We start from the raw sequence: 15,625 nt of genomic DNA on the forward strand, positions 1-15,625 counted from the left end.
CAGTCCGTCAGACAACCATGCCGAACGGAGAAATGACATGTACTCATCCATAGCCACGGTGTGCCTGAGTGGCGCACTGAGCGACAAGATCAATGCGATAGCCGATGCCGGTTTTGAAGGCATCGAAATTTTCGAAAACGATTTGACCGCCTTTAACGGCACCGCGCGCGAAGCCGGGCAACTGATTCGTGACCGGGGTATGACACTGGTCACGCTGCAACCCTTTCGTGATTTTGAAGGGCTCGAAGGTCGCGACCGCCAGCGCGCCTTCGACCGGGCCGAACGCAAGTTCGATTTAATGGAAGAGCTGGGCACCGACTTGCTGATGTGTTGCAGCTCGGTTCACCCCAATGCCAAACCCGGCATCGCGCGTGCCGCTGAAGACTATGCCGAACTCGGTGACCGGGCCGCCAAGCGCGGTCTGCGCATCGCCTTTGAAGCACTGGCTTGGGGCACTCATATTCACGATTACCGCGACAGCTGGGAAGTGGTGCGCCGTGCCGACCATGCTTCCGTCGGCCTGGTGCTCGACACCTTTCACATCTTCTCACGCCAGACCGAGCTGGATACGCTCGCCAGTATTCCCGGCGACCGGATTTTCCTGGTGCAAACCGCCGATGCGCCACGGCTTTCCATGGATCATCTCTCCTGGAGCCGTCACTACCGCTGTTTCCCGGGCCAGGGTGAATTGCAGATGCAGCAGTTTATGGAAAGGCTGAGTGAAACCCGTTACGACGGTGCCCTCTCGCACGAAATTTTCAACGACGTGTTTCGCATGGGCCACTCGGACCAGACTGCCCGCGATGGCATGCACTCCTACCGGCTACTGCGCACCATGGCCGACCAGAGTTCGGTACCGGCACCGCAACCGGTTGAACGCCTGGCGTTTATCGAAATTGCCATCAACCCGGATCGCGCCGATGTGTTGCGCACCGACCTGGCTGCCCTGGGGTTGCGCTGCGTCGGCAAGCACGCTCAGGTTGCGGCCGAGCGCTGGGCGATGAACGACTTGAACGTCGTCATCAATACCGAACGCGATTTCGCTGGCCGGGTGCCCGGGCGCGAAGCCACCTCGGTCAGTGCCTTTGGCGTGCAGGTCGATAACGCTTACCAGGCGATCAAGCGTGCCCGAAAGCTGGGTTACGACCTGGTTGAACCCAAAGATGTCAACGCCAGCCACGACATGACGGCGATGCGCAACGTCGACGGGTCACTGGCCTACATTGTCGACGCCTCGCAACTGAGCAAAGTCTGGGATACCGAATTCACCGTCGATACCCAACCGGTTCCGAAAGGCCCCGTGGTGGAAGTCGACCACCTGAGTCTGTCGCTGTCGTATCACGATTACCTGTCGGTAATGTTGCAATACCGTTCGGTGTTTGCGCTGGAACCGACCGCTTCCTTTGATGTGACCGACCCCAAAGGGCTGATCCAGAGCCAGGTGTTACACAACAGCGGTGAAGCGAACCAGAGCCGCCGCTTCCGCCTGGCACTGAACGCCAGTGCCTCACCGGAGACCACCAGCAACCGGCTGGTCAAAAAAGTGGGCGGCTCCGGTGTGCAGCACATTGCGCTGCGCACCCAGGACATGACCGCTACTGTCGCAGGTTTGGCCGACGCCCACACACCCACGCTGACCATTCCGGTGAACTACTACCGGGATCTGCAAGCGCGCTATGAACTGGGAGAATCCGAGGTTCAGTGGATGCAAGATCACTCCGTCTTGTATGACGAGGATGGCACTGGCGAGTTCCGCCAGCTCTACGTGCGGCCCGATCATCAATCCTTCTTTTTCGAACTGGTGCAACGCGATGGCTATCAGGGCCTCGGCGCGCCCAATGCGTTCGTCCGTGCCGCCGCCCAGCAACAGGCGGATGCCCTGGCCAACCCGTCTGCAGACACCCAAGGAGATCCCTTATCATGACAGTGGCCATGAAACTGGCGTTGATTGGCGAGGGCATCGCCAAATCACAATCGCCCGACCTGCACCGGCGACTGGGCAGTCTGGTTGGGCTGGACACGCAATATGACCTGGTCGATTCGCTCGGCGTCAATGGCTTCGATTTCCCAGCCACGGTGGCGCGTTTGCAAGCCGAAGGCTATCGCGGCAGCAACGTCACTTTTCCATTCAAGGAAGCGGCCCGCAACCTGGCCGATACGCTCAGCGAAGGCGTTCAGCGCGTGGGCTCGTCCAATACCCTGATCTTTGAGGGCGGCAAAATACATGCGGAAAACACCGATTACAGCGGCTTTATCAGCGCCTACCAGCGCCAATTTGCCAACCGGCCTGCGGGCCGGGTATTACTGGTCGGCGCCGGCGGTGTTGGTCGAGCGGTCGCTTGCGCGTTGGGGGCATTGGGTGTCACCTCGATTGGCCTGGTGGAACGCGACGCGACCCGGGGTGAAGCCCTGAGTCTCGACCTAAACCGTCAGGGCATCAACACCGAGACACTGTCGGCCAGTGAAGCCAAGCGTCGCATGGCGAGTTTTGACGGCATCGTCAATTGCACGCCGGTCGGCCACATCAATCACCCGGGTTGCCCGATCAAGACCGATCACGTGCACGACCAGCAATGGGTATTCGACGCCGTTTATATCCCCGCTCGTACCGAATTGCTGATCGCAGCTGAAGAGTGTGGTGCAGCAACACTGTCAGGCGTTGACTTGTTTGTCTTCCAGGGCATCGACGCCTTTCGGTTTTTTGCCGGAAGCCAAGCCACCACGGCGGCCATCGACGCCCAGGTTTCTTCCGTGCGCGACCACTATTTCCGGCAACTGGTGTTGAACGAAAGCCCCCGGGCTTCGTGATCTAGCGGACCAACCGGGTCGTTTGCGCCAGCGACTGCGCCAGTGACCGAACAATGGATATAAACAACCGTTGCGTGGTGGTTGGTTGCCAGTCTTTACGGGTGGTGATGCCAATGGGCCGCTCGACCGGCGGCATATCAATGTTCAACACCGTCAAAATGCCTTCCTGCTGTTCATGCTCGATCTGGTGGCTGGAAATGAAGGTCAGGCGGTCACTGCCCAGCAACAACTCCCGAATCACGATCTGCGAGCTGCATTCAATCACACCTCTGAGCGCAGACGGATCCTGGGCAGCAATCATCCGGTTGAACAAAGAGCGGGCTGGTGTGCCTTCACGCGGGACTACCCAGGGATAGCCGCGCAGATCATCGAGGGTCAGTGTGCCACCCCCCGCCAGCGGGTGCTGTTTGCGGGCGACGACCGAGATCGGGCTGGTCAGCAGTTGCTCCTGCTGAATGTCCGAACTCGGTGCCGGGTCGCGCAGCGCGCCGATCAGCAAGTCGAGTTCACCATGCAACAAGCGATTCAACAGGTCATCGTATGGGCCTTCGAGCACATCGACCCGAATTTCCGGTTTCAGCGTCGATATACGGTTAATGGCCGCCGGAAGCAGAAAGGTGCGCGCCAGTGGCATCGAACCGACCCGAATCAGGGTGGAATCGGCCCCGTGCATTTCCTGCACTTCGAACAGGCCCTGTTCGAGTTCGCGCAACCCCAACAGGGCGAAACGGGCAAGGCGCAAGGCGGCCCGGGTGAGGGAGATGCCAATACTGGTTTTTTCGAACAGAACGGCGTTAAGCAGCCCTTCCAGTTCACCAGCGGCCCGGTAGACCGCCGGTTGTGAAATACCCAGCGAGCGAGCGGCGGTGCTGTAGCTGGTCGCCGTTTGCAGTGCCAGCAAGGCGCGCAAATGGGCATTGGTCAACTGATCAGAGGGGTGAACCGAGGCACGTACTCCGTCCTGCTTGCGATCGGCGATGCGTACCGCTTCACGTGTGCCCGTGCGCAGAAAAGCCATGCAGCGATCCACCCGGTGTACCAGCAGTTCGCCGCTGTCAGTGAGGTACATGCCGTTGTGGCGACGCACAAACAGACTGATACCCAGACGCGCCTCCAGCTTGCCAATGGCCTGGGTAACGGCCGATTGCGACAGGAATATACGCTCGGCGGCGGTGCTGATGCTGTGCGAACGAGCCACCTCACTGAAGGCTCGCAAATGCCGAAGATTGGGGATTTTATCGAGCACTAGGCGGCTCCCACTGCCTCTGATGTAACATAAGTTTAACCAACTTATAACATAAACTAATACCTTGTTAAGGAAAACTAACTGGTTCACCCGGGCCGGGCTGTGAATACTGGGTTCAGGACGGTTGCAGATTGCCTGAGCGTTCAGGCTAAATTCAGGATCTGGATTACACTCTGTGCCAATGGTCGGCAACTCCCGTTACACTCGGGCAGCTGTTGATTGGAACTTGCAGTAGTCTTGCAGTAATAAGCCGCCTGGCCGGGAAAGACCGGCCGGATACATCGACCTATGGGACCGGTGTATTACAAAAACAACGAGGTAACTGAATTATGCTTAAGCACGTTAAGACAACATCCCTGATTGGCCTGATGGCTGTTTCCGCCGCCTCTGTGCAGGCTGAAGAAGTCACACTGCGCGTTGGCCACCTGTGGCCTTCAGTCGCTGCGGCTCATACGGATGTGGTACAGGCCTGGGCCGATGCCGTTGAGGCAGATTCCAACGGCCGGATCGAAGTCCAGGTTTATCCGAGTGGCCAGCTGGCTGCCCCGCCGGCTCAGTACGATGCCGTTAAAAACCGCATTATGGACGCCACTGCTACCGTTCAGGGCTACACCGCCAACCGCTTCCCGCTGACCCAGGTGGTTGAATTGCCCGGCGTCTCCGACAGCGGCAAGCAAGGTGCCTGCATTCTGCAGAACCTGATGGATGAAGGTCACATCGACCAGGAATACGATGACACCAAGCCGGTCTTCATTTTCACCCACGGCCCAGGTGGTTTCCACGTCTCCGGTACCAGCATCGAAACGCCTGAAGATCTGCAAGGTCTGCGCATTCGTCGCCCCACCACGGTTGTCGGCAACATTCTGACTGAACTGGGTGCCCAGCCAGTCGGCATGGCGGCGCCGGAAAGCTACACCTCCATGCAGCGTGGCGTTATCGACGGTGTTGCTCTGCCCTGGGAAGGTGCGTTGTCTTTCCGCCTGAACGAGCTGTCCGATTCGCACACTGAAATTGGTGGCCTGTACACCCTGGCGTTCATTCTCACCATGAACGAAAGCGTCTATAACAACCTGTCCGCCGAAAACAAAGCCGTCATCGATGCCAACTCTGGCATGGACTGGTCAGTGCGCGCTGGCGAAGTGTTTGACGCACAGGACATAGCCGGTCGCCAGCAGGCGGTTGATGCCGGTCACGAGATCATTCAGATCGAAGGCGGCACCAGCAACCCAGCCTGGGCCCCGTACATTGAGCGTGCTAAAGAGACTTACCTGTCTGATCTGGAAGGCCGTGGTCTGCCAGCCCGTGAAGTGTACGAACGCGCGATGGCGTTGCGTTCACAGTGTGAAGTCTAAACGGCTTCCAACCAGTGCCTTGCGTTCGGAGTGAACGCAAGGCACTGCCTTCCTGATTCCCTGGAGCGATCCCTGTGCGTAACCTGATTGACTGGATACGAAAGCTTTCACTCGGCTTCAATATTATCGGTGGTACGGCCCTGATCCTTACCATGGTGATCGTACTGATAGAAGTCCTGACCCGTACCATTTTCGGCCTGACCGGCGGCGCTGTTGACCTGACATTTAATGGCAGCTTCGAGATGGTCCGCCACGGTATGATGATTACCTTTGCCTATTCCATGCCCTACTGCCTGGCCCGGGGCCAGGTGGTGGTGGATATTTTCACCGACCGCTGGTCCGACAGAATCAAGTCGGTCATGTCCGGATTCTACACCTTGTTGTTTGGCATTTTCGGGTTTCTGATGACCGTTCGCCTCATCGAGTCAGCCCATTCGGCCGCGATGTCCGGTGAAACCACTCAAGACCTGGCCTTGCCCATGGATAACATTTACTACATCGCCGCGATCGGCATGTTCATGCTTGGACTGCGCGGTTTTGCCCTTGCCTGGGAACAGATGTTTTTCGACGACCACTCTCAGACAACGGGTGATACGCTATGAGTTCCCAATTGATCGGTTTTATCTGTGTTGCCGGCATGCTAGGCATGATCGCATTGCGCATGCCCATTGCCCTGGGCATGGCCATTGCCGGCTTCGTTGGCTTTGGCTGGATCGTCGCCTTTGACCCCGCTATTTCTATTCTGGAAAGCGGCGCGTTTGAAACCATATCCAACTACGACTTCAGCCCGATTCCGATGTTCATTTTCATGGGTGTGCTGGCCTCCAAGGCGCGCATGTCGGCTGAACTGTTTCACGGTGCCAAAACCCTGTTCGGAGCCTGGCGCGGTGGCATGGCGCTGGCGGCGGTCATGTCCTGCGGCATTTTTTCGGCCATTTCCGGTTCGTCACTGGCCACCGCTGCGAGCATGTCGAAAGTCGCCCTGCCGGAAATGAAGAAAAACGGATACGCCGACTCCCTGGCCACCGGCACACTCGCTGCAGGCGGCACTTTGGGGATCATGATCCCACCATCCATTGCCTTGCTGCTGTATGGCTTGCTGACCGAGCAGTCGGTTGGCGACATGTTCATTGCCGGCATTATCCCTGGCTTTATGGGCCTGCTGCTGTACATGGTAGCCATTGCCATTACCGTAAAGATCTTTCCGCAACTGGCCACCCCTGGTGAAGCCACGACACTGCGCCAGAAGTTGTCCGGCCTTAAAGGCCTGATCCCCTTCGGCGGTATTTTCGCTCTGATCATTGGCGGCATTTACGGCGGTATTTTCACACCCACCGAAGCGGCATCCGTCGGTGCCTTTGGTGCCCTGATCATCGCGCTGTACCGGGGCATGAACCGCAGAGACTTTATTGAAGCCGTGGCGGAAACGCTGGTCGTTTCGACGATGATTTTCTTTATGGTCATCGGCGCCGAGATTTTCAGTGTCTTTCTGTCGGTATCCCAGGTGTCCAACAGCCTGGTCAACACGGTGAACGAGCTGAATCTGTCGCCCATCATGATTCTGATGTGCATTCTGGCGTTTTACATTGTACTGGGCATGGTGATGGACAGCATTGCCATGCTGCTGCTGACGGTTCCCATTGTGTACCCGCTGGCCATGGCCGCCGGTTTCGACCCGATCTGGTTCGGTATCGTCACCGTGATTACGGTTGAACTGGGCCTGATTACACCACCGATTGGCATGAACGTATTCGTAATCAATTCCGTCGCCAAAGACGTGCGCATCACGTCAATTTTTAAAGGGGTGATTCCCTTCGTGCTGTCAGACATTGTGCGACTTGCCTTGATTATCGCATTTCCGGTACTGGCACTCGGGTTGTTGTAACGCTTTTCTCCGCAAGGGTCTGACAGTCGGGCTCTTGCCAAACAACACAATTCATCGGGGCTGGCTCCTCAGCTTTCGATGCGATGAATTATGGAGGCTGCTATGTCTACCCTGTCCCATCCCAACGTTGTTGTGCAAAACATTGAACGTGCCGACCAGGCCATTATCGACGGACTGGCTGAATGTGGCGTGGCTACCGTGCACGAATCCCAGGGCCGCAAGGGCCTGCTGGCCGACTATATGCGCCCCATCTACAAAGGGGCTCAGGTAGCCGCCTCCGCCGTCACCATTTCAGCACCGCCGTGTGATAACTGGATGGTGCATGTGGCCATTGAACAGGTTAAGCCAGGCGACATTCTGGTACTGGCCCCGACTTCACCCTCCAACGCCGGTTACTTTGGTGACTTGCTGGCTACCTCGATGCAGGCTCGCGGTGGCGTTGGCCTGATCATAGACGGCGGTGTGCGTGACACCAAAGACCTGACTGAGATGAACTTTCCGGTCTGGTCCAAAACCGTCTTCGCTCAGGGCACCGTTAAAGAAACCCTGGGCTCCGTCAACGTGCCAGTGGTTTGCGCTGGGGAACTGGTTAACCCGGGTGACATCATCGTCGCCGACGACGATGGCGTCTGTGTGGTCCGCCGCGAAGAAGCCGCAGAAGTTCTCGAGAAATCCCGCCAGCGCATGGCCAACGAAGAAGCCAAGCGCCAGCGCCTGGCCGCGGGTGAACTCGGTCTCGACATTTACAACATGCGCGAGCGGCTTGCTGAAAAGGGCCTGAAATATGTCTGATATCGCCTGCATGTGGATGCGTGGCGGTACGTCCAAGGGCGGCTTTTTTCTGGCCGATGATTTGCCCGAAGATACCGCCAAGCGTGACGCTGCCCTGTTGCGCGTCATGGGCTCGCCCGACCCGCGCCAGATTGACGGCATGGGCGGCGCCGACCCGCTGACGTCGAAGGTGGCTGTGGTTAAAAAGTCCGACCGCGACGACTGCGATGTTGAATACTTGTTTCTGCAGGTCTATGTCGATCAGGCACTGGTGTCTGATGCGCAAAACTGCGGCAACATGCTGGCCGGCGTTGGCCCCTTCGCGATTGAGCGCGGGCTGGTTGACGCCACCGGCGATGAAACCGACGTACGCATCTTTATGGTCAATACCGGCCAGGTAGCCGTCGCCCGGGTCATGACACCCGGCGGCCAGGTGAACTATGACGGTGATGCCGCCATCGACGGTGTGCCCGGAACCTCGGCACCGGTATTAATCACCTTTAAGGACACGGCCGGTTCCAGTTGCGGCGCCTTGCTGCCAACGGGCAACGCCTACGACACCGTCGAAGGCACCCGAATTACCTGCATCGATAACGGCATGCCCTGCGTGATTCTCCGCGCTCGGGATTTCGACATCACCGGCACGGAAACCCGCGAAGAACTGGAAGCCAACGAAACGCTGAAGGCGCGGCTGGAAAAGATTCGATTACAGGCGGGTTACCTGATGAACCTGGGTGACGTAACGGACAAAACCGTGCCGAAAATGACACTGGTCAGTCCGCCAACCCATGGCGGTGTGCTGTCAACACGCACGTTTATTCCGCACCGGTGTCACGCATCCATTGGCGTGCTGGGTGCCGTTTCCGTAGCAACGGCCGCCGCCCTTGAACACAGCGTTGCAAACGAAGTGGCCGAACTCTCCGGTAATACTATGTCAATCGAACATCCGATTGGTGAGACTACCGTTGTTTTAAAACGCGATGCGAAGGGCGATATTGAAAGCGCTGCGATACTGCGCACCGCTCGAAAATTAATGGACGGTCGGATTTTTATTTAACTACCCGGCCAAGGGCTGGTGCTGGCTGAGACAGTGGGGTATTCGGAGGCACGTTACCCATACGGGGCCGGCGTAAATACGTCCATGTAGCCTCGGTCGCCACATCCATGTGGCGAACGTCCCCTTAATGGGTAACGCGCCTCCGAATCCCGGTCGCATCTGTGGACCGTTTCTGAAAAAAGATTGCCTACAATTAAAGCAATCAGGAGAACAAGCAATGACTATGAGCGATGGCTATTTGCCGTTTCATCCGAATCCTAAAAAGCCGGATTACAAAGCCCCTGAGGGTGCCGTTGATGCACACTGTCACGTGTTTGGCCCGGCGGATAAGTTTCCCTATGCGCCTGAGCGTAAATACACGCCTTGTGATGCCGGTAAAGACCAGCTATTTGCTCTGCGCGATCACTTAGGGTTTAGCCGCAATGTGATTGTTCAGGCGTCTTGCCATGGCAAAAATAACGATGCACTGGTCGATGCTTTGGTGACTGCTGGGGACAAGGCTCGCGGCATTGCCTTTGTGGGCAAAGAAGTCACCCATGAAGAATTGAAAAAAATGGACGAGGCCGGTGTGCGTGGTGTTCGCTTTAACTTTGTTAAGCGCCTGGTCGACACGACGCCCTGGGAAGATTTTCTGGAAATCGCCGAGAAGATCAAACCCTTTGGCTGGCACATTGTGGTGTATTTCGAAGCACCTGATCTCGAAGGGCTGAAGCCTTTGTTGGCCAAGTTCGACACCACCATTGTGGTTGACCATATGGGCCGGCCTGATGTCAGCAAGGGCGTCGACAGTGCCGAGTTTGCCTCTTTTGTAAGCCTGCTGGCCGACAACCCCAATATCTGGACCAAAGTCAGTTGCCCGGAACGCCTGACCATCGACGGACCGCCATACACCGATGTCATTCCGTTCGCTCGCAAGCTGGTTGAAACCTTTCCGGACCGTGTGCTTTGGGGAACCGACTGGCCACACCCGAACATGTCGTCACACGTACCGGACGATGGTCAACTGGTCGATGTGATTCCGCACATTGCACCTACCGAAGAACTGCAGCAAAAACTGCTGATCGACAACCCAATGCGTCTGTATTGGGAACGCTGAGTGCTAACCGGGCAGCCGAGGGAGAAGACCATGAACACGACCGATCTCAAGCTGTGTTTTATTGGCTTCGGTGAAGCCGCCGAAGCGTTCTGGAGCGGTATGGATCACGGCCCGGTCAGTTCGGTATACAGCTACGATAGCCTGACAGAATCGCCGGGTACAGCCGCATACGAGGCCATGCAAGCCCGCTGCAACGCATTGGACGTACCGGTGTGTGCCAGCCTGGGAGCAGCGGTCAGTGAGGCCGACATAGTGATGTCGGTGGTGACGGCCGATCAGGCATTTGCCGTGGCAGAGGCCGCCGCACCGCTGATGAAAAAAGGCGCCCTGTTTTTCGACTGCAATTCCTGCGCGCCACAGACCAAACAGGCCTCTGCCAATGTCGTTGACGCGGCCGGTGGTCGTTATGTCGATGTCGCGGTAATGGCCCCGGTGAACCCTGGCAAGAATCGAACACCTTTGCTGTTAAGCGGCGGCCATGTCGAAGACGCCAAAGCCGTGCTCGATGCCCTGGCCATGAACGCGACCATTGAAACCGGGCCGGTCGGTACTGCTTCGTCCGTGAAGATGGTGCGCAGTATTATGGTCAAGGGAATGGAGGCGCTTTTTGCCGAATGTGTTTTGGCTGGCCGACTGGCCGGTGTCGACACTCAGGTGCTGGCCTCGCTGGAACATTCCCACCCCGGTTTCAACTGGGAAAAACGCGCCGGTTATAACCTGGAGCGCATGACGCAACACGGCGTTCGCCGCGCCTCCGAAATGGAAGAGGTGTGCCATTTTCTGAACCACCTGGGCCTTGAAGAACCCTTGTCAGCGAGCACCGTTCGCTGGCAGGAACGCCTGGGACACTCGGGCATCGTTGCAGACCCGGCCGACTACGCCGGTACCACCGATGCCATGATCAAGACCTTTAAACTCACTCCCATGAAGGAGGTTCAATCATGAAAATTTGTATCGCAGGCGCGGCTGGCGCCTTTGGCATGAAGCACCTCGACGCCGTTCGCAACATCGACGGCATTGAGGTCCACTCTGTCGTCGGCCGCGACGCCGAAAAGATGGCAGCCTTCGCCAAAGACAACAACATTCCCCATGCATTCACTGAACTGGACGACGCCCTCGCCCAGCCGGAACTGGATGCCGTTATTCTGGCCACCCCGACCCAGGTGCATGCCAGCCAGGCCATTGCCTGCCTGAAAGCCGGCAAGCATGTGATGGTTGAGATTCCGATGGCCGATAACATCGACGACGCTCGCGAACTGGTTAAGGTTCAGAAAGAAACCGGTCTGGTCGCCATGGCCGGTCACACCCGTCGCTTCAACCCCAGCCACCAGTGGATTCACGATAAAATCCAGAAAGGTGAGCTCAAGGTTCAGCAGATGGATGTGCAGACCTACTTCTTCCGTCGCAGCAACAAAAATGCACTGGGTCAGGAGCGCAGCTGGACCGACCATCTGCTGTGGCACCATGCTTGCCACACGGTTGATCTGTTCCAGTATCAGGTCGGTGAGCGTGCCAGCAAACTGCAAGCACTGCAGGGCCCAATTCATCCGACGCTGGGCATCGCGATGGACATGAGCATTGGTATGAAAGTACCCAGCGGTGCCATCTGTACGCTGTCGCTGTCGTTCAACAACGAAGGCCCGTTCGGTACCTTCTTCCGCTACATCTGCGACAACGGCACCTATATTGCCCGCTACGACGACCTGGTCGACGGCAATGAAAACCCGGTGGATCTGAGTGGAGTTGCGGTATCGAACAACGGCATCGAACTGCAGGATCGCGAGTTCTTCGCGGCCATCAAAGAAGGCCGGGAGCCCAATGCCAGCGTAGCCCAGTGCCTGCCGGCGATGGAATCGCTCAACACCCTGGAGCAGTTGCTCGAAGCCGAGTAAACGCCAGCCAGGTCCTGTTACTTGATGGGTGCCCCTGAAAAGCCAGGGTCACCCACAGGTTTTGTTACCCCACTCGCTGATCCCCAGCAATGCTTTCCTCTGCTAATATTCCTTGAGTTAAGCCGCCATGCCTGCCTATCTCTCCAAATCAGGTATGATACCAACCTGTTTTAGGTTTCAGGTTGAGAGTACATGTTAGCGTCCCCCGATTGGCTGAGTAGCCTTTACCGCCGTGTAGGCGCCCTGGTCATTGATGCCGCTGTGCTGGTATCGATCGGATTTGTGCTGGGCTGGGTATTCGAATCCTATTTTGTAGAGCTGTCTGTCTGGGCCCGCGCCATTGGCTTTGTGATTGCATTGCTCTATTTCGGTATTCTGAACAGCGAGTTGAATAACGGCCAGACCATTGGCAAACGGCTGCTCGCCATTCGCGTCGTGAATCTGCATAACGAGAGCATCAAGCTCGATGTCTCGCTGCTGCGCAGCCTGATTCTGATCACACCATTTTTTGTGCAAGGTTCCGGGTTACCCGGTGCGCTGTTGCACAGTTTCTGGATTTACCCGGTGTCACTGGTGCTGTTTGGCGGCCTGGTATCGACCGCTTATTTGATGGTGTTCAACCGCCGCACCCGCCAGGGTCCGCACGACTGGATCTGCAGGACCTTCGTGGCAAACGTGGAGAGCGACCCGCAACGGCCCGAGCCTATCTGGCTCGGTCATTCGGTAACCGTGGGGTTTGTTCTGGTTCTGTCGCTGGCGTTGCCGGCGGCGGTGCAACAATCAAACATTGCCGAGCCACAGCCCGACCTTGACCGCAGTGCGGCCCAACTGCTGCAGCTCGACATCGCAAATCATGTACAGATTGCCCGGGTGGATTCGCAGCGGGATGACGTCGAAAATCGATTCACCAGCGCTCAAGTCATGCTCACCGAAAACCGGGTAGAAGACGAAGACCTGGCCGCTGACATTGCTCGCCAGTTACTGCAAGGGAACGATCGTATCCGCACCCAGGGGCCGCTGATGATCAATCTTACCTACGGGTATGATCTGGGCATCTTCAGCAGTTGGGATAGCCGGATGCACCGGTTTAATGCGCCTGAAGAATGAACTGTGAGCTGTGAGCTGTGAGCTGTGAGCTGTGAGCTGTGAGCTGTGAGCTGTGAGCTGTGAGCTGTGAGCATTCAGCGTTTCCTGCCTAGCAACCTCGTTGCAACAGGTTTTAATCTTTTACTCACAGCTCGAAGCTAGAAGCTCTCAGCTAAAAAAATCAACTCAAAAAACTCCAGAAAACATCGGTCATCGCTTGGGGCTGCTCCATGGTACTCATATGGCCGGCGTCTTCGATGATTTCCAGTCGGCTGTGCCGAACCTTATCGGCCATCGCCTGGTGCTGTTCCGGCGTGCTCCACGCATCCTGACGGCCGACGATGAACGACGTCGGGCAGTCAATGTTCGACAGCACCGACGCGGCATCGGGACGTTCGATCAACGCCTTGATCTGGGCTTCAAAAATCGCCGGTGTCTTGCGCTCGAACATGGAAACAATGGCGCTGATCAAGGCCGTATCATTCAGCCGGTCCGGGTGGACCATGCCGGTTACCCAGTCGCGGGCCATGGCCGCCACACCCTGTTCATGGGCCGTTTTTACCCGGGCCATCCGGCCTGCCACTTCTTTTTCACCCACTTCGCCATCGGCCAGGGACGCATAGCCCGTATCGAGCAACGCCAGGCGTTGCACTTTTTCCGGCGCCAGGCGCATGACTTCCAGCGCAACGCGTCCGCCCATTGAATGGCCGGCCATGGCGAAAGAGTCGGGTGCGTTGTCGAGTACCCGCCGGGCCATGGTGACCAGGTTGTCATCGTCTTTATAGTCTACAACAACACACTGCCAGGCTTCGCTCAATGCGTTGATCTGGTGCTCGTAGACAGTGTGATCACACATCAGCCCAGGCAATAACATCAATGTCGGTTTCATGGTTGCTGACTCGCTATCGATTGATTCAGGACAAACAGAGCCCGGCGCTCCTGTAAGCGCCAGCCATCGTCGGTTAACACACAGTGGTCATGGTACTCGCCAACGAGACTGCGGTGAACCGGTGCACCGAATACGTCAGACTTCCGCTCACCGGCTTCACTGGAATACAGCGTCACGTACGCCAGAGAGTGCGCTTCGGTTTCAGACATCAACCTGACGCGCTGGTTGGTGACAAGATGCCGGTTCAGCCGGTTTGGCGGGTTGTTCAGATACGCCTGCCGAATCGCTTCACGGCCAATCAGAGGCTCGGGGGTGGTGGGCCGGTAGAGTCGACCTTCGTGGGTAAACAGCGCAGCAAAGTCATCGAATTGTTGGGTATCGATTGCCTGTTGGGCATCGAGTATCAGGCGGTGAATGGCCTGCTCGGCCAACAACGCAGTCAGCGCTGTTGCATCGGTTGTCATACCATTAACTCCGAATTCGGGTGCTCATGGTATTGGGTATTTCCGGTTCGATCAACATGGGCGCTGCACCCGACAGTGACCCCATCCGACCAGGTCACCCACCTCACGGGAGCCGGTGCTCTGGTCAGAAAAAACGGCTAACCGGAACTGAGCGGTTTGAACCCCGCCTGCGATTTTTCCAATAGGGTTTTTAGGGGCACCAGCTCAAAATGTCGTTTGGCGGTAATCGCATAAAAGCGTTCGACGATGGTGTCGAGCACCCAGTAGGTTTCCAGCCGGCCGCTCTCGAGTTCATCCTGCACCACCACTTCCGGTACCACGGCCAGGCCACCCGAGTCTCGGGCCAACAAGCGCAGCATTGCCATGTCATCGACTTCGGCAAATGGGTCGATCTCAATTCCGAACTGGCTGAGTACTCCATCAAACTGACGGCGAATGTCGCTGCTCGGACCCGGCAGCAATAATTTGGCGTGTTCGAGGTCCTCCGGGAACCGAAACGTTTTGGCCGCCGGGCCGGGTGGCCCGACGATGCAGACCCGTTGCTCGGCAATTTGCTGACAGCGCCAGGTGGTTGACGAATCGGCCACGACCGAACGATTGGAGAGAATCAGGTCGAGCTTGTGAATGCTGAGCAGGTCAAGCAATTCCTCCAGGCTGGCGGATCGGATCACCAGCTTCACGTCCGACTCACCAATGACCGGGCGCAGAAAGTTCTCCTGAAAATTACGCGATAACGTCGCCACCGAGCCTATCCGCAACTGTTTCAGATGCTGCAGTTCACCACTTTCGGTCAGCGAGAGCAGCTCGCTGCCGAGGGTGAAAATACTCTCGGCATATTCCAGCACAACATGGCCGAACTCGGTCAGCCGCAGCGAGCGACCCTCCCGCGAAAACAGCTCATGCCCAAGCTGCTCCTGTAACAGACGAATCTGCGAGGACAGCGCGGATTGGGAAACGTGCAACTGACGGGCGGCCCGGGTCAGGTGACCTTCTTTGGCGACCACCCAGAAATAGTACAGGTGATGGAAATTCAGGTTTCGCATCCATTCGTTCCATAAATAAGAATAATATCTTCTAAA

15 protein-coding genes are annotated in these 15,625 nt (G+C 57.2%); 11 read left to right on the forward strand and 4 right to left on the reverse strand.

Features of this window, described 5'->3' with window-relative positions:
* The first annotated feature begins 37 nt into the window (after positions 1 to 37).
* Positions 38 to 1,924 (forward strand): bifunctional sugar phosphate isomerase/epimerase/4-hydroxyphenylpyruvate dioxygenase family protein, encoded by a 1,887-nt coding sequence (locus tag EP166_RS12255; RefSeq protein ID WP_127557346.1) that lies wholly within the window; start codon positions 38 to 40, stop codon positions 1,922 to 1,924.
* The gene (locus EP166_RS12260; RefSeq protein WP_127557348.1) at positions 1,921 to 2,808 is read left to right on the forward strand and encodes a shikimate dehydrogenase family protein; all 888 of its coding nucleotides are present in this window, start codon (positions 1,921 to 1,923) and stop codon (positions 2,806 to 2,808) included. Before EP166_RS12255 ends, EP166_RS12260 begins: the two co-directional genes overlap by 4 nt.
* A gap of 1 nt (position 2,809) precedes the next feature.
* Here the strand turns inward: EP166_RS12260 and EP166_RS12265 are convergent, their stop codons facing one another.
* The gene (locus EP166_RS12265; RefSeq protein ID WP_127557350.1) at positions 2,810 to 4,054 is read right to left on the reverse strand and encodes a LysR family transcriptional regulator; all 1,245 of its coding nucleotides are present in this window, start codon (positions 4,052 to 4,054) and stop codon (positions 2,810 to 2,812) included.
* Between the two features lie 329 nt (positions 4,055 to 4,383).
* Here EP166_RS12265 and EP166_RS12270 point away from each other — a divergent pair, with 329 nt between their 5' ends.
* From EP166_RS12270 to EP166_RS12310, 9 genes are all read left to right on the forward strand, one after another.
* The gene (locus EP166_RS12270; RefSeq protein WP_127557351.1) at positions 4,384 to 5,406 is read left to right on the forward strand and encodes a TRAP transporter substrate-binding protein; all 1,023 of its coding nucleotides are present in this window, start codon (positions 4,384 to 4,386) and stop codon (positions 5,404 to 5,406) included.
* Between the two features lie 74 nt (positions 5,407 to 5,480).
* Positions 5,481 to 6,008 (forward strand): TRAP transporter small permease, encoded by a 528-nt coding sequence (locus EP166_RS12275; RefSeq protein ID WP_127557353.1) that lies wholly within the window; start codon positions 5,481 to 5,483, stop codon positions 6,006 to 6,008.
* Positions 6,005 to 7,291: a TRAP transporter large permease gene (locus EP166_RS12280; protein ID WP_127557355.1), complete on the forward strand. Its 1,287-nt coding sequence runs from the start codon at positions 6,005 to 6,007 to the stop codon at positions 7,289 to 7,291. Before EP166_RS12275 ends, EP166_RS12280 begins: the two co-directional genes overlap by 4 nt.
* 102 nt (positions 7,292 to 7,393) lie before the next feature.
* Positions 7,394 to 8,083: a 4-carboxy-4-hydroxy-2-oxoadipate aldolase/oxaloacetate decarboxylase gene (locus EP166_RS12285; protein ID WP_127557357.1), complete on the forward strand. Its 690-nt coding sequence runs from the start codon at positions 7,394 to 7,396 to the stop codon at positions 8,081 to 8,083.
* Positions 8,076 to 9,119: a 4-oxalomesaconate tautomerase gene (locus EP166_RS12290; RefSeq protein WP_127557360.1), complete on the forward strand. Its 1,044-nt coding sequence runs from the start codon at positions 8,076 to 8,078 to the stop codon at positions 9,117 to 9,119. The genes EP166_RS12285 and EP166_RS12290 overlap by 8 nt, the downstream gene beginning before the upstream one ends.
* Before the next feature lie 223 nt (positions 9,120 to 9,342).
* Positions 9,343 to 10,215, forward strand: a complete 873-nt coding sequence (locus EP166_RS12295) for an amidohydrolase family protein (RefSeq protein WP_127557971.1) — start codon at positions 9,343 to 9,345, stop codon at positions 10,213 to 10,215.
* A 30-nt stretch (positions 10,216 to 10,245) separates the two neighbouring features.
* Positions 10,246 to 11,160, forward strand: coding sequence for an NAD(P)-dependent oxidoreductase (locus EP166_RS12300; protein ID WP_127557362.1), 915 nt, complete (start codon positions 10,246 to 10,248; stop codon positions 11,158 to 11,160).
* Positions 11,157 to 12,107: a Gfo/Idh/MocA family oxidoreductase gene (locus EP166_RS12305; RefSeq protein WP_127557364.1), complete on the forward strand. Its 951-nt coding sequence runs from the start codon at positions 11,157 to 11,159 to the stop codon at positions 12,105 to 12,107. The genes EP166_RS12300 and EP166_RS12305 overlap by 4 nt, the downstream gene beginning before the upstream one ends.
* A 192-nt stretch (positions 12,108 to 12,299) precedes the next feature.
* Positions 12,300 to 13,214: an RDD family protein gene (locus EP166_RS12310; protein ID WP_127557366.1), complete on the forward strand. Its 915-nt coding sequence runs from the start codon at positions 12,300 to 12,302 to the stop codon at positions 13,212 to 13,214.
* Between the two features lie 160 nt (positions 13,215 to 13,374).
* On the opposite strand, the gene EP166_RS12315 is transcribed toward EP166_RS12310, so the two are convergent.
* The 3 genes from EP166_RS12315 to EP166_RS12325 all read right to left on the reverse strand — a co-directional run bounded on the left by EP166_RS12315 (position 13,375) and on the right by EP166_RS12325 (position 15,589).
* Positions 13,375 to 14,082, reverse strand: a complete 708-nt coding sequence (locus EP166_RS12315) for an alpha/beta fold hydrolase (RefSeq protein ID WP_127557368.1) — start codon at positions 14,080 to 14,082, stop codon at positions 13,375 to 13,377.
* Positions 14,079 to 14,546 carry a nuclear transport factor 2 family protein gene (locus EP166_RS12320; protein ID WP_127557371.1) on the reverse strand — a complete coding sequence of 156 codons (468 nt, stop codon included), beginning with the start codon at positions 14,544 to 14,546 and terminating at the stop codon, positions 14,079 to 14,081. Before EP166_RS12320 ends, EP166_RS12315 begins: the two co-directional genes overlap by 4 nt.
* A gap of 137 nt (positions 14,547 to 14,683) precedes the next feature.
* Positions 14,684 to 15,589 (reverse strand): LysR family transcriptional regulator, encoded by a 906-nt coding sequence (locus EP166_RS12325; RefSeq protein ID WP_127557373.1) that lies wholly within the window; start codon positions 15,587 to 15,589, stop codon positions 14,684 to 14,686.
* Between the last annotated feature and the right edge of the window lie 36 nt (positions 15,590 to 15,625).

The sequence above is a fragment of the Saccharospirillum alexandrii genome (assembly GCF_004000275.1).
Lineage (GTDB): Bacteria > Pseudomonadota > Gammaproteobacteria > Pseudomonadales > Natronospirillaceae > Saccharospirillum > Saccharospirillum alexandrii.